Genomic DNA, 18,399 nt, shown 5'->3' with positions numbered 1-18,399 from the left:
GGCCAGAGGGACAGCCTGAGATGACAGAGCGCCAGAAAGACCGTCCGTGGCTCATGCGGACGTACGCCGGCCACTCCACGGCCGAGGCGTCCAACGAGCTGTACCGCCGCAACCTCGCCAAGGGGCAGACCGGCCTGTCGGTGGCCTTCGACCTGCCGACGCAGACCGGCTACGACCCGGACCACATCCTCGCCCGCGGCGAGGTGGGCCGGGTCGGGGTCCCCGTCTCCCATCTGGGCGACATGCGACGGCTGTTCCAGGACATACCCCTGGAGCAGATGAACACCTCGATGACGATCAACGCCACCGCCATGTGGCTGCTGGCGCTCTACCAGGTGGCCGCCGAGGAGCAGGGGGCGGACATCTCCCAGCTCCAGGGCACCACCCAGAACGACATCGTCAAGGAGTACCTCTCGCGCGGGACGCACGTCTTCCCGCCGGGACCGTCCCTCCGCCTGACGACGGACATGATCGCGTACACGGTCAACCACATCCCCAAGTGGAACCCGATCAACATCTGCTCGTACCACCTCCAGGAGGCCGGGGCCACCCCGGTCCAGGAGATCTCGTACGCGATGTCCACCGCGATCGCCGTCCTGGACTCGGTGCGCGACTCGGGGCAGGTGCCCCAGGAGCGCTTCGGCGAGGTGGTCGCCCGTATCTCCTTCTTCGTGAACGCGGGCGTCCGCTTCATCGAGGAGATGTGCAAGATGCGCGCCTTCGGCCGCATCTGGGACCAGGTCACCCGCGAGCGCTACGGCATCGAGAACGCCAAGCAGCGCCGCTTCCGCTACGGCGTCCAGGTCAACTCCCTCGGCCTGACCGAGGCGCAGCCGGAGAACAACGTCCAGCGCATCGTCCTGGAGATGCTGGCCGTGACCCTCTCCAAGGACGCCCGCGCCCGCGCGGTGCAGCTGCCCGCCTGGAACGAGGCGCTGGGCCTGCCCCGGCCCTGGGACCAGCAGTGGTCGCTGCGCATCCAGCAGGTCCTCGCCCACGAGAGCGACCTGCTGGAGTACGAGGACATCTTCGCCGGCTCCCACGTCATCGAGGCCAAGGTCGACTCCCTGGTCGCCGACTGCCTGGCCGAGATCGACCGGATCCAGGAGATGGGCGGCGCGATGGCCGCCGTCGAGTCCGGGTACCTGAAGTCCCAGCTGGTCTCCTCGCACGCCGAGCGGCGCGCCCGGATCGAGTCCGGCGAGGACAAGATCGTCGGGGTGAACTGCTTCCAGCAGACCGAGGAGAACCCGCTCACCGCCGACCTCGACGGCGCGATCATGACGGTCGACGGGGCGGTCGAGGAGCTGACCGTCGAGCGGATCCGGCGCTGGCGCTCCGAGCGCCAGGAGACCTCGGACCGTCAGGGCGGCGGCGACCCGTACGTCTTCCCGACGGTCGGCCAGGCCCTGGACCGGCTCAAGGAGGCCGCCGCCGGGACCGAGAACCTGATGGAGGCCACCCTGGAGTGCGCCCGTGCCGGTGTCACCACCGGCGAGTGGGCGAGCGCCCTGCGCGAGGTCTTCGGCGAGTTCCGCGCCCCGACCGGGGTCTCCTCGGCCCCGGTGGCGGTCGCCGCCGAGGAGGGCACTCCGCTGGCCCTGGTCCGCGAGAAGGTCGCCCGCACGGCGGACGAGCTGGGCGCCGGCCGGCTGCGCCTGCTGGTCGGCAAGCCCGGCCTCGACGGGCACTCCAACGGCGCCGAGCAGATCGCCGTCCGGGCCCGCGACGCCGGCTTCGAGGTGGTCTACCAGGGCATCCGGCTGACGCCCGAGGAGATCTCCACGGCGGCGCTGGCCGAGGACGTGCACTGCGTGGGACTGTCCATCCTGTCCGGTTCGCACTGCGCTCTCGTCCCGGACGTCCTGGAACGCCTGCGCACGGCGGGGGCGGGCGACATCCCCGTCATCGTCGGGGGCATCATTCCGAACGCCGACGCAGTGACCCTGAAGGAGGCGGGGGTGGCCGCCGTGTTCACCCCCAAGGACTTCGGGATCACCGAGATCATCGGACGTATCGTCGACGAGATCCGCAAGGCCAACAAGCTCCACCCCCTCACCATCGCTGAAAGCACGGAGGTCCCCGCATGACCACGCCCCTCTCCCCCGTGAACCGGCTGCGACCGCGCCGCTCCTGCCTCGCGGTCCCGGGCTCCAACCCGCGGTTCCTGGAGAAGGCCCAGGGCCTGCCGGCCGACCAGGTCTTCCTGGACCTGGAGGACGCCTGCGCGCCGCTCGCCAAGGAAGGCGCCCGCCACACGATCGTGGACGCGCTGAACAACGGCGACTGGACGGGCAAGACCCGCGTGGTGCGCGTCAACGACTGGACCACCCACTGGACGTACCGCGACGTCATCACGGTCGTCGAGGGCGCCGGCCAGAACCTCGACTGCATCATGCTGCCGAAGGTCCAGGACGCCCAGCAGGTCGTGGCGCTCGACCTCCTGCTGACCCAGATCGAGAAGACCATGGGCTTCGAGGTCGGCAAGATCGGCATCGAGGCGCAGATCGAGAACGCCAAGGGCCTGGTGAACGTCGACGAGATCGCCGCCGCCTCGCCGCGCCTGGAGACCATCATCTTCGGCCCGGCCGACTTCATGGCCTCGATCAACATGAAGTCCCTGGTCGTGGGCATGCAGCCGCCCGGCTACCCGGCGGACGCCTACCACTACATCCTGATGCGGATCCTGATGGCGGCCCGTACCCACAACCTCCAGGCGATCGACGGCCCCTTCCTGCAGATCCGCGACGTGGACGCCTACCGCGAGGTGGCCGGCCGCGCCGCCGCCCTCGGCTTCGACGGCAAGTGGGTGCTGCACCCGGGCCAGGTCGACGCGGCCAACGAGGTGTTCTCCCCCTCGCAGGAGGACTACGACCACGCCGAGATGATCCTCGACGCGTACGACTGGTGCACCTCCGAGGCGGGCGGCAAGAAGGGCTCCGCGATGCTCGGCGACGAGATGATCGACGAGGCCAGCCGCAAGATGGCCCTGGTCATCGCGGGCAAGGGCCGGGCCGCCGGCATGGAGCGCACCACCAAGTTCGAGATCCCGGAGGCCTGAGCCATGCAGTTCGGACGCACCTACGAAGAGTTCGAGGTCGGCGCGGTCTACAAGCACTGGCCCGGGAAGACGGTCACGGAGTACGACGACCACCTCTTCTGCCTGCTGACCATGAACCACCACCCGCTGCACATGGACAGCAATTACGCGGAGAACACGACCGACTTCGGCAAGAACGTCGTCGTGGGCAACTACATCTACTCCCTGCTGCTGGGCATGTCCGTGCCGGACGTCTCCGGGAAGGCCATCGCCAACCTGGAGATCGAGTCCCTGCGGCACGTGGCGCCGACCTTCCACGGCGACACGATCTACGGCGAGACCACGGTCCTCGACAAGACCCCGTCGAAGTCGAAGGACGACCGCGGGATCGTGTACGTGGAGACCAAGGGCTACAAGCAGGACGGCACCCTCGTCTGCGTCTTCCGGCGCAAGGTGATGGTTCCGACCGAGACGTACATCAAGGCGCGCGGCGGCGAGCAGCCCGGCCGGCCTCAGCTGAAGGAACAGGGGAAGTAGCCATGGCACGACTCGCCCAGACCGCCGGGCTCACGGACGTCCAGCAGGAGATCCTCAAGACCGTCCGGGAGTTCGTCGACAAGGAGATCATCCCGGTCGCGACCGAGCTGGAGCACCGCGACGAGTACCCGCAGCAGATCGTCGACGGGCTCAAGGAGCTCGGCCTGTTCGGTCTGATGATCCCCGAGGAGTACGGCGGCCTGGGTGAGTCGCTCCTCACCTACGCGCTGTGCGTCGAGGAGATAGCCCGCGGCTGGATGTCCGTCTCGGGCATCATCAACACCCACTTCATCGTCGCGTACATGCTCAAGCAGCACGGCACGCAGGAGCAGAAGGAGTACTTCCTCCCGCGCATGGCGCTGGGCGAGGTGCGCGGCGCGTTCTCGATGTCCGAGCCGGGGCTGGGCTCCGATGTGTCGGCCATCACGTCCAAGGCGGTCCAGGACGGTGACGAGTACGTCCTCAACGGCCAGAAGATGTGGCTGACGAACGGCGGCACCTCCACCCTGGTCGCGGTCCTGTGCCGGAGTGACGAAGGACACCCCGAGGGCACGGCCCCGCACAAGTCGATGACCACCTTCCTCGTCGAGAAGGAGCCGGGCTTCGGGGAGGTCCGTCCGGGCCTGACCATCCCGGGCAAGATCGACAAGATGGGCTACAAGGGCGTAGACACCACCGAGCTGATCATGGACGGACTGCACATTCCGGCCAATCGGGTCCTCGGAGGCCAGACGGGCCGAGGGTTTTACCAAATGATGGACGGGGTCGAGGTCGGCCGCGTCAACGTGGCGGCACGTGGCTGCGGCGTCGCGCAGCGTGCGTTCGAGCTGGGTGTCTCTTATGCCCAGCAACGTCACACCTTCGGCAAGGCGATCGCCCAGCACCAGGCCATCCAGTTCAAGCTGGCCGAGATGGCTACCAAGGTCGAAGCGGCCCATGCCATGATGGTGAACGCAGCACGCAAAAAGGACTCCGGGGAACGAAACGACCTCGAAGCCGGTATGGCGAAGTACCTCGCCTCCGAATACTGCAAGGAGGTCGTCGAAGATGCCTTCCGCATCCACGGCGGCTACGGATTCTCGAAGGAGTACGAGATCGAGCGTCTCTACCGGGAGGCGCCGATGCTTCTGATCGGTGAAGGTACCGCCGAGATCCAGAAAATGATCATCGGGCGCCGCCTGCTTGAGGAGTACCGAGTCCAGGGCTGAAAGTCCCTTTTGCAGTGATTCATCCCACGGTTTTCCGTGGGAGAGTCACTGCCAGTCACTGGCTGGGGGCCATCGACTCGGCTTCTGGCTTGCCCAGTTGTTGCGCGCAACCGATAGCATTCCAGTAAAGCCGCCGTCCCGTCCCCCCGTTTGCGGCGCGGCAATCACCCGCTACGAAGGTCATCCATGCCCCACAGCCAAACCTCTGCACCTCGCGACAGCCGACTCGGCGTACGCCTCGCGCGCGGAGCATCGCCGTGGCTTCTGCCGACCGTTGCCACCGCGGCCCTCAGCCTGACCCGGGCCCGCAAGTCCGGGCGCTGGGCCGCGGTGGCCGTGCCCACCACCGCGCTCGCGGCGGGCATGCTGTGGTTCTTCCGCGACCCGGAGCGCGAGATCGCGCAGGGCCGCGTCATCTCGCCCGCCGACGGCGTGGTGCAGAGCATCATGCCGTGGAAGGACGGGCGCACCCGCGTCGCGATCTTCATGAGCCCGCTGAACGTCCACGTCAACCGCGCGCCCCTGGCGGGCACGGTGACGTCCGTGGAGCACATCCCCGGCGGGTTCGTCCCGGCGTTCAACAAGGAGAGCGAGAACAACGAGCGCGTCGTCTGGCACTTCGACACCGAGCTCGGCGACATCGAGATGGTGCAGATCGCCGGCGCCGTCGCCCGTCGCATCGTCCCGTACCTGCCGGCCGGCACCAAGGTGGAGCAGGGCGAACGCATCGGTCTGATCCGCTTCGGCTCTCGCGTCGACATCTACCTCCCGGAGGGCGTCGAGGTCGCGGTCGAAGTCGGTCAGGCCACCACCGCGGGGGTGACCCGAATTGACCGTGACTGACCCCGAGACTCCTGCCACCGGCTGGGTTCCCGAGTCCGCCCCGGAGGAGTCCGCCGAGGACGACATGCCGCTCTCGCTGCGGCTGTCGATAGCGGACACCCTGACCCTGGGCAACGCGACCTGCGGGTTCATGGCGGTGTACTTCACCACCACCGGGATCCTCATTCCGCACCTCACCGGCAGCGGCGAGTCCGGCATGGCCCGGCACAGCGCGGCCACCGCGGTGATACTGATGCTGCTCGCGGCGGTCTTCGACCTCTTCGACGGGATCGTGGCCCGCAAGCTGCGCAGCTCCCCGATGGGCGCCGAGCTGGACAACCTGTCCGACCTGATCAGCTTCGGCCTGGCGCCGGCGTACTTCGTGCTGGTCTACGGCATGGTCGCCGACGACGCGCACCAGAAGGTGTCGGCGCTGGCGGCCATCGTGGTCCTGCTCGCGGTGGTGCTCCGCCTGGCGAGATTCAGCTGCGTGACGATGAAGGACGGCATGTTCCAGGGCATGCCGAGCCCCTTCGGCGCGCTGACGGTCGTCTCGATCGTGCTGCTGGAGCTGCCGTTCGTCCCGACGCTGCTGGCGATCGTGGGCGTGGCCTGGCTGATGGTGAGCCGGGTCGAGTACCCGAAGCCGCGGGGTGCCCTCGCGGCGGCGATGCTCAGCTGGATCGTGGGGGCCATGGGGCTCCTGGCGGCGTGGGCGTTCGACGCGCCGGGGGGTCAGCTCCTCCTCCAGACGGGCTGCGCGCTGCAGATCGCTCTGGCGGCGACGATTCCGCTGTTCGCGACGACGCGGCGGGCGAACACGTTCCGCCACAACCGGCGCGAGGCGCGGGCGGCGCAGCTCCCGTAGCACTCGGTCACACCACGGAAGGGCCCCGGACGCCATCAGGCGTCCGGGGCCCTTCCGCATGCGCGCCACGGCACCGCCTGGCGGTCGGGGTGGCGCCGTCAGGACGAGGCGGGTGAGCGGCGGGGGCGCAGGCGCAGGAGGGCGAAGACGAGCAGTGCGGCGAGTGCGAGGCCCAGGACGAAGCCGGTGACCTGCCAGGCCACCGCGTGCGGGTAGGCGTACCGGATCCAGCAGCTGTCGCCGCAGCCCCGGGTCCCCTCCCGTCGGCCGGGCATCGTATGGAAGGCCAGCATCAGGGCGACGGCGAGCGGGGCCGCCACCGCGCCGGTCAGCAGCCAGTACGGGACGGCGCGGAGCCCGGACGCACCGGCGGCCCGGGCGGCGGCGAGGAACGCCCCGACGGCCAGCACGGGCACGGCGAGACCGAGACAGGCGGCGAAGGCGTGGCCGCCGCCCGGCCAGTGCAGGGCGGCGGCGCGCCACCAGTCGGCCGCGTACAGGGTGCCCAGGGTCGCGAAGGCGGCCAGGCCCAGCAGCCCGGCGGCGATCGTGCCGCGCGGCGCGCGGTCCTCCGGCCGGACACCGTCCGGCGGGGTCTCCCCGGCCCTCCTGCGCCGGTCGGAACGCCACTGGGCCAGCAGCCCGGGTTCCCCGCGGAGGCCCGGTGCCACCAGGAGCCGGGGCCGGTTGAACATGACCACCGCCGGGGCGAGCACCACTGCCCCGAACGCCATCAGCCCCAGGGCCGTGGCCGGGATCCCGACGCCCGCCGCGTCCGACAGCTCCACCCCGAGCATCGGCAGCACACCGCGCACGCCCATGCCGAGGGCGAGGACCCAGACGCCGCCGAGGACGATGGGCAGGGCCCGGTTGATGCCCCGCCGCAGCGCGGGGCCGGGGGACATCCACCAGGGCAGGGACCAGGACACCCAGTCCAGATCCGGGCGGCTTGCGATACCGGCCCCGTGCCAGTGCCGGCGCAGCAGTACCGGGGAGGCGGCGAGGAACAAGAGCCAGACGGCGATCCAGATGACGGCCTCGGGTCTCACAGGGGTCCTCCCGCATCGTTTCGGCCTCGCTGTCGGGCCGTTTCAGGCCACGAGCAGGTCGGATGGCCGAAATCGGTCGCCATACTGCCATGCCCCAGCCATGGCCCCGCCCACGGGCCGGGGGACGGTCCCGGCCCGGCCCGACTACGCTTGATGTCGGAAAACCGCCAGCCCCCGTCCCCGACGGCCGGGATCCTTGAGCCATGTACACCGACACCGACCGCTGCGTGCGGGCCGTGCAGTCGAAGGACGCCCGCTTCGACGGGTGGTTCTTCACCGCGGTCCGGACGACCGGCATCTACTGCCGGCCCAGCTGCCCGGCCGTGCCGCCCAAGGTCGAGAACATGACCTTCCTGCCCAGCGCCGCCGCCTGCCAGCAGGCCGGGTACCGGGCCTGCAAGCGGTGCCGGCCCGACACCAGCCCCGGGTCACCCGAGTGGAACGCCCGCGCCGATGCCGTCGCACGCGCGATGCGGCTGATCCAGGACGGGGTCGTCGACCGCGAAGGGGTGCCGGGGCTGGCCACCCGGCTCGGGTACTCCACCCGCCAGGTGGAGCGGCAGCTCAACGCCGAGCTCGGCGCCGGCCCCCTCGCCCTGGCCCGCGCCCAGCGCGCCCAGACCGCCCGGCTGCTCATCGAGACCTCCGAGCTCCCCATGGGCGACGTGGCCTTCGCGGCCGGTTTCTCCTCCATCCGGAACTTCAACGAGACGGTGCGCGAGGTCTTCGCCCTCACCCCCGGCGAGCTCAGGGCGCGCGCCGCGCGGGCGGGCAGGCGCGAGCCGCGGATCCCCGGGACGATCAGCCTCCGGCTGCCCTACCGGGCGCCGCTGAACCCCGACAACCTCTTCGGGCACCTCGTCGCGACCGCTGTCCCCGGCGTGGAGGAGTGGCGTGACGGTGCCTACCGCCGGACCCTGCGGCTCCCCCACGGCTCCGGGGTCGTGGCCCTCACCCCCGGCCCCGACCACATCGGCTGCCGGCTCGCGCTCACCGACCTGCGGGACCTGACCATCGCCATCAGCCGCTGCCGGTGGATGCTCGACCTGGACGCCGACCCCGAGGCCGTCGACGACCAGCTGCGCACCGACCCACTGCTGGCGCCGCTCGTGGACAAGGCCCCCGGGCGCCGGGTGCCCCGTACCGTCGACGCGGCGGAGTTCGCCGTACGGGCCGTCATCGGCCAGCAGGTGTCCACGGCCGCCGCGCGCACGCACGCCGGCCGCCTGGTGACCGCGTACGGGGAGCCCGTCGAGGACCCGCAGGGCGGTCTGACCCGGCTGTTCCCCTCCCCGGAGGCACTGGCCGGCCTCGACCCCGAGGCGCTGTCCATGCCGCGCAGCCGCCGCACCACCCTCACCACCCTGATCACGGCCCTGGCGGACGGCTCGCTGCCGCTCGGCATCGACAGCGACTGGGAGGCGGCCCGCGCCCGGCTGAACGCCCTGCCCGGATTCGGGCCGTGGACCACCGAGATCATCGCGATGCGGGCCCTGGGCGACCCGGACGCGTTCCTCCCCTCCGACCTGGGGGTCCGCAAGGCCGCCCGGGGGCTGGGGCTGCCGTCCACGCCCGCCGCCCTCACCGCCCGCGCCGCCGCCTGGCGGCCCTGGCGCGCGTACGCGGTCCAGTACCTCTGGGCCACCGACGACCACCCGATCAACCGCATGCCCGCAGAACCCGTAGAAGGAGCAGCGTCGTGACCAGCAGCAAGCAGCACACCGTTGTCGACAGCCCTTACGGGGCCCTCACTCTGGTCGCCACCGACGGGGTGCTCAGCGGGCTGTACATGACCGGGCAGCGGCACCGTCCGGCCGAGGAGTCCTTCGGTGAGCGCGTCGCGTCCGCCGAGGAGCCGTTCCCGGAGGTGGTGCGGCAGCTCACCGCGTACTTCGCCGGCGAGCTGACCGAGTTCAGCGTCCCGGTCCGGCTGGAGGGCACCGCCTTCCAGCGCAGCGTCTGGGAGCAGCTCGTCCGGATCCCGTACGGGCAGACCTGGTCGTACGGGCAGCTCGCGGCGGAGCTCGGCAAGCCGGGCGCCTCGCGCGCGGTGGGCCTGGCCAACGGGAAGAACCCGGTGGGCATCATCGTGCCCTGCCACCGGGTGATCGGCTCCTCCGGTTCGATGACGGGCTACGGCGGCGGGATCGAACGCAAGGTGCGGCTGCTGGAGTTCGAGAGCGGCGGCGCCCGCTAGAACCTGTCGTCAGACCACTGCCAGCGGGACCAGGAGGGCGAAGCCCGCGCCCGCCTCGACGGCGTAGGCGTACAGGGACGGGTGCTGGACCGGCGCGGCGAGCAGGACCACGCTCTGCTGGGTCGCGGCGGCCTTCACCCAGTCGTCGTCGGCGCCGAGGCGGCCCTGGTACCAGCCCTCGCAGGGGCCGGGACCGGTGACGGCGAGGACGTCGTCCTCCCGGCGGTAGAAGGCCTGCCAGCCCTCGGCGGGCGCGGACCAGGCCTCGAAGTCCTCGAAGTTCGCCCAGCCGCCCTCGCGTATCGCGGTGTCGAACAGCCAGACCGGCATCCCCTCGGGGGAGAGCTCGCCGCCCGACTGCTCCTCGGTGGTGAAGTGGACCATGGGAAGGGCGTCGGGGCCGTCGGCCGTGCTCGGCCAGGCGTACATCGTGATCATCTGTAGATTCTGCCCTGGGTGGAGGAGTGCGGGACAGGCCGGGTCGTCGGTCGGTTCAGGCGTTCTTCCCCCAGCTACCGCTGGGAGGTGCCCCCAGGGCGGCGGCCGTTCTCCAGCTCCACGGTTCCCTCGCCCGACTCCAGTACGCGGTAGGCCTCTTGGGTGCGCCGGCCGAGCGACCCGAGGAGGTACGCGGGGAGTTCGGCGGGCTCGACGAGCTTCCAGGAGAGGAGTTCCTCCTCCTGGAGGGTGAGGGAGGCCAGCTGTGCGGCGTCGAGCACGCCGCCGTCGTAGAGGTAGGCGACCAGCGGCGGGCGGCCCTCGCCCAGGCTCCAGTCGACGGCGAGGAGCCGGCCGAGGGGCAGGTCGAGGCCGATCTCCTCGGCGCTCTCGCGGCGGGCGGCGGTGCGCGGCGACTCGTTCCGGTCGGACTCGACGGTGCCGCCGGGCAGCGCCCAGCCCTCGCGGTAGTTGGGCTCGACGATCAGGACGCGGCCCTGCTCGTCACGGTAGAGGGCGGCCGCGCCGGCCAGCACCCGGGGCAGGCTCGCGATGTAGGTGGCGAAGTCATCCGTGGTGGTCACGCCGCCACCCTAACCGGCGCCCGGGGGCGCTGGGCGGGGCGGGCCTGCGGCTCACTCGTGTGGGTCGGGGGTGTTCTCGCGGTCGCGTCCGCGGGTCTCGGCGATGCGGCGCAGCCGGGGGTGGCGGGAGGGTCCGGCCTCGCTGACGGCCTCGCCCACCATGGCCCGGACGGCGTCGCGCAGCCCGTGCAGGGCGGGGTGGCGGGCGGGTCCGGCGCCGGGGTCCTCGCGCAGTTCGCGCAGCAGCGCCCAGCACAGCAGCAGCATGACGATCACGAAGGGCAGGGCGACGAGGATGGTGGCGGTCTGGAGGGACTTCAGGCCGCCCGCGACGAGCAGGACGGCGGCGACGGCGGCCATCAGCACGCCCCAGGTCACGACGAGCCAGGTGGGCGGGTGCAGGGAGCCCCGGCTGGTGAGGGAGCCCATGACCAGGGAGGCGGAGTCGGCGCTGGTGATGAAGTACGTCACGACCAGGGCCATGGCCACCCATGAGGTGAGGGTGCCGAGCGGGAGGGCGTCGAGCATCGCGAAGAGCGAGGCCTCGGCGCCCTCCTTGGCCTTGGCGGCGAGGTCGGCGGCGCCGGTGGAGTCGAGGCGGATGGCGGTACCGCCCATGACGCAGAACCAGACGACGGTGGCTCCGGAGGGGACCAGCAGGACGCCGACGAGGAACTCGCGGATGGTGCGGCCGCGGGAGATCCGGGCGATGAAGGTGCCGACGAAGGGGGCCCAGGAGAGCCACCACGCCCAGTAGAAGATGGTCCACGCGCCGAGCCAGGCGCTGTCGGTGAAGGCGCCGGTGCGGCTGGCCATGGGCAGCAGTTCGTGCAGGTAGCTGCCGACGCCGGCGGGGATCACGTCGAGGATGTAGACGGTCGGGCCGAGCAGGAAGACGAAGGCCATCAGGGCGGCGGCGAGCACGACGTTGAGGGTGCTGAGCCATTTGACGCCCTTGTGCAGGCCGGAGAAGGCCGACAGTACGAAGGCGGCGGAGAGCGAGCCGATGATGGTCAGCTGGACGCCGGTGGAGTCCTCGATCCCGGTGGTGATGCCCAGCCCCTGGGAGACCTGGAGGGCGCCGAGGCCGAGGCTGGTGGCGGTGCCGAAGACGGTGGCGAACACGGCCAGCAGGTCGATGGCCTTGCCGGGCCAGCCGGCGGCTCGGCGCGCGCCCATGAGGGGGACGAAGGCGGAGCTGAGGCGGTTGCCGCGGCCCTTGCGGAAGGTGGCGTAGGCGAGGGCGAGGCCGGCGATGCCGTAGATGGCCCAGGGGGTGAGGGTCCAGTGGAAGAAGGAGTAGTCCAGGGCGGCGCGGGCCGCGTCCCCGGTGCGGGGGGCGGCGCCGCTGGCGGGGGGCGGGGCGAGGTAGTGGGTGAGGGGCTCCCCCACCCCGTAGAACATCAGGCCGATGCCCATGCCGGCGCTGAACATCATCGCGATCCACGCGAGGTTGCCGAACTCGGGCTCGGAGTCGTCGGCGCCCAGGCGGATGCGGCCGAAGCGGCTGACGGCGAGGACCACGCACAGGACGAGGAAGACGTCGGCGGCGATCACGAACAGCCAGGCGAAGTTGTTCAGCACCCAGGCCAGCGCGGAGCCGGAGGCGCTGTCGAAGGAGTCCTTGCCGAGGGCCGCCCAGGCGACGACGGCCAGCACGGCGAGCACCCCGACGGCGACGACCGTGCGGTCGGGGCTGTCGTCGGGTAGGACGCCGGGCCCCGCGCCGGGGGCGTCCGGACGTGCCTGTTCCAGTGATTCCGCGCTCATCCGGCCACACTATGCAGACGTATATCCGTATTTAGGCGCATGACGCGCCGCATGTGGCCCAGGCCACTCATGGGCATAGGAGGATCCTCCGGATAAGCTCATGGTGGCGCGACTGCACTGTTCGATAGCAAGGGATTAGCAAGGTGACGGACGGAGCAGTAACTGAGGCCGCGCGCGTGCTCATCGCCGCGGACAAATTCAAGGGCTCGCTCACGGCCGTTCAGGTCGCGGAGCGGGTGACGGCCGGCCTTCGCAGGGCCGTACCCGGCGTGGAGGTCGAGACCCTCCCCGTCGCGGACGGCGGCGACGGCACGGTCGCGGCCGCCGTGGCGGCCGGGTTCGAGCGCCGGGAGGTCCGGGTCACCGGACCCGTCGGCGAGCAGGTCACGGCGGCGTTCGCGTTCCGTGACGGCACCGCCGTGGTCGAGATGGCCGAGGCCTCCGGGCTCCAGCTGCTCCCCGCGGGCACCTTCGCCGCGCTGACGGCGACCACGTACGGCTCCGGCGAGCTGCTGAAGGCCGCGCTGGACGCGGGCGCGCGCTCGATCGTCTTCGGCGTCGGCGGCAGCGCCACCACCGACGGCGGCGCGGGCATGCTGGCCGCGCTGGGCGCGGTGTTCCTGGACGCGGACGGCGAGCCGGTGGGCCCGGGCGGCGGCGCCCTGGCCTCGCTGGCGTCGGCGGACCTGTCCGGGATCGACCCGCGGTTCGCGGACGTGGACTTCGTCCTGGCCAGCGACGTGGACAACCCCCTGACGGGCCCCAAGGGCTGCGCGGCGGTGTACGGCCCGCAGAAGGGGGCTTCGCCGGAGGACGTGGCGACGCTGGACGCGGCCCTCGGCCACTACGCGCAGGTGCTGGAGAAGGCGATCGGCCCCAAGGCCGCCGAGCTCGCCGCCTCCCCCGGCGCGGGCGGCGCGGGCGGCATCGGCTACGGCGCGCTGCTGCTGGGCGCGAGCTTCCGCCCGGGCATCGAGCTGATGCTGGAGGTGCTGGGCTTCGCCCCGGCGCTGGAGCGGGCCACGCTGGTGATCACCGGTGAGGGCTCCCTGGACGAGCAGACCCTGCACGGCAAGGCCCCGGCCGGCGTCGCGGCCGCGGCGCGGGCCGCCGGCAAGCCGGTGGTGGCGGTGTGCGGCCGTCTGCTGCTGGGCCAGGAGGCCCTTGAGGCGGCGGGCATCCGCAAGGCGTACCCGCTGACGGACCTGGAGCCGGACCCGGCGAAGTCCATCCCGAACGCCGGCCCCCTGCTGGAGCGCGTCGCGGAGAACATCGCCGCCGAGGTCCTCTGAGCCCCGGCCGGCTGTCGCTCCCGAGGCCCGGCACCCCTGCCCAGGGGTGCCGGGCCTCGGCGTTACGGGGCTGTGCCGCTACGCCGCCTTGGCCGCCGTCAGGACCTCCGCCGTCGTGACCACGCGGGCGAAGCGGCCGCCGTGGAGGCTGACGGCGGTGGCCGTCGCCAACTGGTCGGCGGTGAGGCTCAGGCCCGCCGGGCCCGTGAGGTCGAAGGTGTGGGTGGCGTCCAGCGGGACGATGACCTCGTAGCCGAGGTTCCCGCCCATCCGGGCCGTGGTCTCGACGCACATGTTGGTCTGGATGCCGATGACCACCAGCTGGCGGATCCCCCGCGCGGTGAGCCACTCCCCGAGGTCCGGGGTGCCGTAGAAGGAGGAGTTGACGGTCTTGGTGATCAGGAGGGACTCCTGCCCGAGCCGGTCGGCGACGACGTCCTTGAAGGCGTAGCCGGGCTGGTCCGGGGCGAGGACGGACCCCGGCCGCGGCGAGGCGTGCTGGACCAGCACCACCGGGCGGCCGGACTCCTGCCAGGCGTCCATCAGGGCCGCGATGTTCCCTTCCGCGGCCGGGTTGTTGCGCGGGCCCCAGAAGGCGGCGTCGTCGAAGCCCTTCTGCACGTCGATGACGATCAGGGCACTGTCGGAGGCGATCTCGATCGCGTTCTCGGTCATGGAACGATCATGTCCGGCGACGGCCGGGCGCCCCAGGGGCGGCGGGGACGCGAAACGATGGGATCCTGCCAGGCTGGCAGGATCCCCGGAGGGGACTCTGGCAGAGTGGCCGCATGCAGCGCGTCGCGATCGTCGTCCAGCCCGGCATCCGCGCCTTCGACCTCGCCGTCATCACCGAGGTCTGGGGGCCCGACCGCAGCCGCAGCGGGGTGCCCCCGTTCGAGCTGCGCCGCTGCGCGCTGGAGCCCGGGCCCATCGCCCTGCCCGGCGGGCTCACCCTCGCCCCCGACCGGGGTCTGGACTGGCTCGACCGGGCCGACCTGGTCGTCGTGCCCGCGCTGGCCGAGCCCTGCGACCCGACGCCCGAGCCGGTGCTGGCCGCCCTGCGGCGGGCGCACGCCCGCGGGGTGCCGGTGGCCGCGCTGTGCGCCGGGGCGTTCGTCCTCGCCGAGGCGGGGCTGCTGGACGGCCGCCGCGCCGTGACGCACTGGTGGCTGGCCCCTCAGCTGGCCGCCCGTCACCCCGCGGTGCTGGTGGAGGAGGCCCCGCTCTTCGTGGAGGACGACGGGCTGTGGACCTCCGCCGGCGTCGCCTCCGGTATCGACCTGTGCCTGCACCTGGTGCGCGAGGCCCACGGCGCGGAGGCCGCCGCCGCCATCGCCCGCTCGATGGTGACGGCCCCCTTCCGCACCGGGGACCACGCCCAGTACCTCGACCGGCCCACCCCGGCCGCCGACCGGACCGCCGAGACGCTGGCCGCCGTACGGCAGCAGGCCCTGCGCCGGCTGCACGAGCCGCTGGACGTGCCCACCCTGGCCCGCTGGGCCGGAATGTCCCCGCGCTCCTTCGCCCGGCACTTCGCGGCCTCCACCGGCACCACGCCCCACAAGTGGCTGCTGAGCCGCCGGCTGGACGAGGCCCGCAAACTGCTGGAGCGCACCGACCATCCGGTGCCCGAAGTGGCCCGGCGGGCGGGGTTCGCCAGCGAGGTCACCTTCCGCCAGCACTTCGGGGCGGCCTTCGGAGTCGGTCCGCGCGCGTACCGCACGGCGGCGGCCAACGGTCCCCCGACGGGCGACAGTGTTAGAAATGGCTCATGACCGGACGTTCGGGTCGGCACAGGGAGACGCGGGCGGCGAGCCTGCTCGCGCGCATCTCCCTGGCCCGGGACAGTCTCGCCGGTCAGGTGTTCTCCCTCCAGGCCCTCATCGTGCTGCTGCTGATCACGGCCGCCGCCCTGGCCCTGGTCTTCCAGGCCCGCTACGACAGCGAGAAGGACGCCCGCAACCGCTCGCTGGCCGCCGCCGAGGCCTTCGCCCACGCCCCCGGCCTGCCCGCCGCGCTGGGCTCGGCGAACCCCACCGCCGAGCTGCAGCCGCTGGCCGACGCCGCCCGCAAGGCCTCCGGGCTGGACTTCATCGCCGTCATGACCACCGACGGGATCCGCTACACCGACTCCCGCCCCGACCTGATCGGCAAACGCGCCACCGGCGACCTCGCCCGCGCCGTCGCCGGGCGGTCCTTCACGGAGGTGTTCCGGGGCGCCCCCAGTGACGCGGTCCGCGCCGTGGTCCCCGTACGGGACGCGCAGGGCAGGGTGGTCGGGCTCGTCGCCACCGGCATAGAGATCGAGAACGTCGGCAACGTGGTCGAGGGACAGCTCCCGCTGCTGATCGGCGCCGCCGCGGGCGCCCTGCTGCTGGGCACCGCCGGTGCCGCCCTGGTCAGCAGGCGGCTGCGGCGTCAGACCCGGGGCCTGGGCGCCGCCGAGCTCGCCCGGATGAACGAGCACCACGAGGCGGTGCTGCACGCCGTCCGCGAGGGCGTGCTCATCGTCGGCGCGGACCACCGGCTGCTGCTCGCTAACGACGAGGCCCGGCGGCTGCTGGACCTGCCGGCCGACGCCGAACAGCGGCACGTCGGCGAGCTCGGCCTCGACCCGCGCACCGTGGAACTGCTGCTGTCCGGACGGGTGGCGACGGACGAGGTCCACCTGGCCGGCGACCGGCTCCTGGCCGTCAACGCACGCCCCACCGCGCCCTTCGCCGGGCGGCCCTCGGGCAGCGTGATGACCCTGCGCGACACCACCGAGCTCGCCGCGCTGTCCGGCCGGGCCGAGGTGGCCCGGGAACGGCTCCAGCTGCTGTACGACGCGGGGGTGCGGATCGGGACCACCCTGGACGTGGTGCGCACGGCGGAGGAGCTCTCGGAGGTGGCCGTGCCGCGCTTCGCGGACTTCGTCACCGTCGAGCTGCTGGAGCCGGTGCTGCGCGGGGACGAGCCCCCGACCGTGGCGGGGATGCACGCGCGGATGCGCCGGGCGGCGATGACCGGGGTGCGCGCCGACCAGCCGCTCCAGCCGGTCGGGGACACCATCTTCTTCGCCGTGCCGGACGCTCCGATGGCGGAGGCCCTGGACGCCGGGCAGGCGGTGCTGGCCGCCGACCTGCACGCCGCGATGGGCTGGCGGGCGGCCGACCCCGCCGGGACCCGGGAGGCCCTGGGGTACGGGTTCCACTCGCTGATCTCCGTACCGCTGCAGGCGCGGGGCGTGGTGCTGGGCATGGCCAACTTCTGGCGGGCGGCCGACACCCCGGAGGCCTTCGACGAGGAGGACCTGTCCTTCGCGGAGGAGCTGGGGGCGCGCGCGGCCGTCTCCATCGACAACGCCCGGCGTTTCACCCGCGAGCACGCCACCGCCGTGGCCCTCCAGCGCAGCCTGCTGCCCCGGGTGCTGCCCGACCTGAGCGCGGTGGAGGTCGCCTTCCGGTACCTGCCGGCGAAGGCCGGGGTCGGCGGGGACTGGTTCGACGTGATCCCGCTGCCGGGGGCCCGGGTGGCGCTGGTGGTGGGCGACGTGGTCGGGCACGGGGTGCACGCCGCGGCGACCATGGGCCGGCTGCGCACGGCGGTGCACAACTTCTCGACGCTGGACATCCCGCCGGACGAGCTGCTGGGGCACCTGGACGAGCTGATCGACCGGATCGACCAGCTGGAGAGCGGCGAGCCGGACGGGCGCGCGGTCCCCGGCGCGGGGAGCGGCGACGGGAGCGGTGAGGCGGCCGAGGAGCCCACCGGGCTCACCGGCGCCACCTGCCTGTACGCCGTCTACGACCCGGCGTCGGGGCACTGCGTGATCGCCAGCGCCGGCCACCCCGGTCCCGCCCTGGTGCACCCCGACGGGCGGGTGGAGTTCCCCGAACTGCCGACCGGGCTGCCGCTCGGGGTGGGCGGGATGCCCTTCGAGGCGGCGGGGCTGGCGCTGCCGGAGGGCAGCCGGCTCGTGCTGTTCACGGACGGGCTGCTGGAGGACCGTGACCGGGACTTCGACGCCGGGCTGGCCCTGCTGAGCCGGACCCTGGCCCGGCCGGGCCGCAGCCCCGAACAGGCCTGCGCGGACGTCCTCGCGGCGATGCTGTTCCCGGCGCCGAGCGACGACATCGCCCTGCTGATCGCCGAGGCCCGGCGGCTCGACCCGCACCGGGTGGCGGAGTGGGAGGTGCCGGACGACCCGTCGGCCGTTTCCCGGGTGCGGCGCGCCGCGGCCGGGCAGCTGGAGGCGTGGGGGCTGGAGGAGCTCTCGTTCACCGCCGAGCTGATCCTCAGCGAGCTGATCACCAACGCCATCCGGTACGGGAACGAGCCGATCCGGGTCCGTCTGCTGCACGACAGGAACCTGATCTGCGAGGTCTCCGACGCCAGCAGCACCTCCCCGCACCTGCGGTACGCGGCCACCACCGACGAGGGCGGCCGGGGGCTGTTCCTCGTCGCGCAGTACGCGGAGCGCTGGGGCACCCGCTACACGCAGCGGGGCAAGGTGATCTGGGCGGAGCTGTCGCGTTCGGCGGGCGGGGAGCCGCCGCTGCCGCCGGAGCTGGACCTGGACGCCCTGGAGGACCTGGCCTGGTGACGCCCGGAC

The 18,399-nt window shown here is 72.4% G+C and carries 16 protein-coding genes; 11 read left to right on the top strand and 5 right to left on the bottom strand.

What is annotated here, in order from left to right:
• The first annotated feature begins 20 nt into the window (after positions 1-20).
• From AB0F18_RS16185 to pssA, 6 genes are all read left to right on the top strand, one after another.
• A complete protein-coding gene (locus AB0F18_RS16185; protein ID WP_362060331.1) occupies positions 21-2,090 on the top strand; it encodes a protein meaA in 2,070 nt (689 codons plus the stop codon).
• The gene (locus AB0F18_RS16180) at positions 2,087-3,061 is read left to right on the top strand and encodes a CoA ester lyase (protein ID WP_362060328.1); all 975 of its coding nucleotides are present in this window, start codon (positions 2,087-2,089) and stop codon (positions 3,059-3,061) included. Before AB0F18_RS16185 ends, AB0F18_RS16180 begins: the two co-directional genes overlap by 4 nt.
• A gap of 3 nt (positions 3,062-3,064) precedes the next feature.
• Entirely contained in the window at positions 3,065-3,577 is a 513-nt protein-coding gene (locus AB0F18_RS16175) for a MaoC family dehydratase (RefSeq protein ID WP_344166408.1), read from the top strand.
• Positions 3,578-3,579: 2 nt separating this feature from the next.
• Positions 3,580-4,785 (top strand): acyl-CoA dehydrogenase family protein, encoded by a 1,206-nt coding sequence (locus tag AB0F18_RS16170; RefSeq protein WP_362060325.1) that lies wholly within the window; start codon positions 3,580-3,582, stop codon positions 4,783-4,785.
• Positions 4,786-4,971: 186 nt separating this feature from the next.
• Positions 4,972-5,628, top strand: coding sequence for a phosphatidylserine decarboxylase (locus AB0F18_RS16165; RefSeq protein WP_045951332.1), 657 nt, complete (start codon positions 4,972-4,974; stop codon positions 5,626-5,628).
• Positions 5,615-6,475, top strand: a complete 861-nt coding sequence (gene pssA / locus AB0F18_RS16160; protein WP_237293154.1) for a CDP-diacylglycerol--serine O-phosphatidyltransferase — start codon at positions 5,615-5,617, stop codon at positions 6,473-6,475. Before AB0F18_RS16165 ends, pssA begins: the two co-directional genes overlap by 14 nt.
• Positions 6,476-6,573: 98 nt before the next feature.
• Here pssA and AB0F18_RS16155 read toward each other — a convergent pair whose 3' ends face one another.
• On the bottom strand, positions 6,574-7,524 hold the full coding sequence (locus AB0F18_RS16155; protein ID WP_362060317.1) for a hypothetical protein: 951 nt from the start codon (positions 7,522-7,524) through the stop codon (positions 6,574-6,576).
• A 203-nt stretch (positions 7,525-7,727) separates the two neighbouring features.
• Here AB0F18_RS16155 and AB0F18_RS16150 point away from each other — a divergent pair, with 203 nt between their 5' ends.
• Together AB0F18_RS16150 and AB0F18_RS16145 are read left to right on the top strand one after the other, a co-directional pair.
• A complete protein-coding gene (locus AB0F18_RS16150) occupies positions 7,728-9,227 on the top strand; it encodes a DNA-3-methyladenine glycosylase 2 family protein (protein WP_362060314.1) in 1,500 nt (499 codons plus the stop codon).
• Entirely contained in the window at positions 9,224-9,721 is a 498-nt protein-coding gene (locus AB0F18_RS16145; RefSeq protein WP_362060311.1) for a methylated-DNA--[protein]-cysteine S-methyltransferase, read from the top strand. Before AB0F18_RS16150 ends, AB0F18_RS16145 begins: the two co-directional genes overlap by 4 nt.
• Positions 9,722-9,730: 9 nt before the next feature.
• Here the strand turns inward: AB0F18_RS16145 and AB0F18_RS16140 are convergent, their stop codons facing one another.
• The 3 genes from AB0F18_RS16140 to AB0F18_RS16130 all read right to left on the bottom strand — a co-directional run bounded on the left by AB0F18_RS16140 (position 9,731) and on the right by AB0F18_RS16130 (position 12,513).
• Entirely contained in the window at positions 9,731-10,159 is a 429-nt protein-coding gene (locus AB0F18_RS16140) for a hypothetical protein (protein WP_362060308.1), read from the bottom strand.
• Between the two features lie 74 nt (positions 10,160-10,233).
• The gene (locus AB0F18_RS16135; RefSeq protein WP_362060305.1) at positions 10,234-10,743 is read right to left on the bottom strand and encodes an NUDIX hydrolase; all 510 of its coding nucleotides are present in this window, start codon (positions 10,741-10,743) and stop codon (positions 10,234-10,236) included.
• Positions 10,744-10,794: 51 nt separating this feature from the next.
• Complete coding sequence (locus tag AB0F18_RS16130; RefSeq protein ID WP_362060302.1) at positions 10,795-12,513, bottom strand: BCCT family transporter; 1,719 nt, start codon at positions 12,511-12,513, stop codon at positions 10,795-10,797.
• A 143-nt stretch (positions 12,514-12,656) separates the two neighbouring features.
• On the opposite strand from AB0F18_RS16130, the gene AB0F18_RS16125 reads away from it, so the two are divergent.
• Positions 12,657-13,805, top strand: coding sequence for a glycerate kinase (locus tag AB0F18_RS16125; RefSeq protein ID WP_362060299.1), 1,149 nt, complete (start codon positions 12,657-12,659; stop codon positions 13,803-13,805).
• Between the two features lie 78 nt (positions 13,806-13,883).
• On the opposite strand, the gene AB0F18_RS16120 is transcribed toward AB0F18_RS16125, so the two are convergent.
• Positions 13,884-14,480, bottom strand: a complete 597-nt coding sequence (locus AB0F18_RS16120; protein WP_362060296.1) for a cysteine hydrolase family protein — start codon at positions 14,478-14,480, stop codon at positions 13,884-13,886.
• A 113-nt stretch (positions 14,481-14,593) separates the two neighbouring features.
• Here AB0F18_RS16120 and AB0F18_RS16115 point away from each other — a divergent pair, with 113 nt between their 5' ends.
• On the top strand, positions 14,594-15,580 hold the full coding sequence (locus AB0F18_RS16115; RefSeq protein WP_362060294.1) for a helix-turn-helix domain-containing protein: 987 nt from the start codon (positions 14,594-14,596) through the stop codon (positions 15,578-15,580).
• Positions 15,577-18,390: a SpoIIE family protein phosphatase gene (locus AB0F18_RS16110; protein WP_362060291.1), complete on the top strand. Its 2,814-nt coding sequence runs from the start codon at positions 15,577-15,579 to the stop codon at positions 18,388-18,390. The genes AB0F18_RS16115 and AB0F18_RS16110 overlap by 4 nt, the downstream gene beginning before the upstream one ends.
• Positions 18,391-18,399: the final 9 nt, after the last annotated feature.

It is taken from the genome of Streptomyces sp. NPDC029216, from assembly GCF_040648015.1.
Taxonomy (GTDB): Bacteria; Actinomycetota; Actinomycetes; order Streptomycetales; family Streptomycetaceae; genus Streptomyces.
Note: the sequence above shows the minus strand (reverse complement) of the source record. Positions and strands in the feature narration are given on the sequence as shown.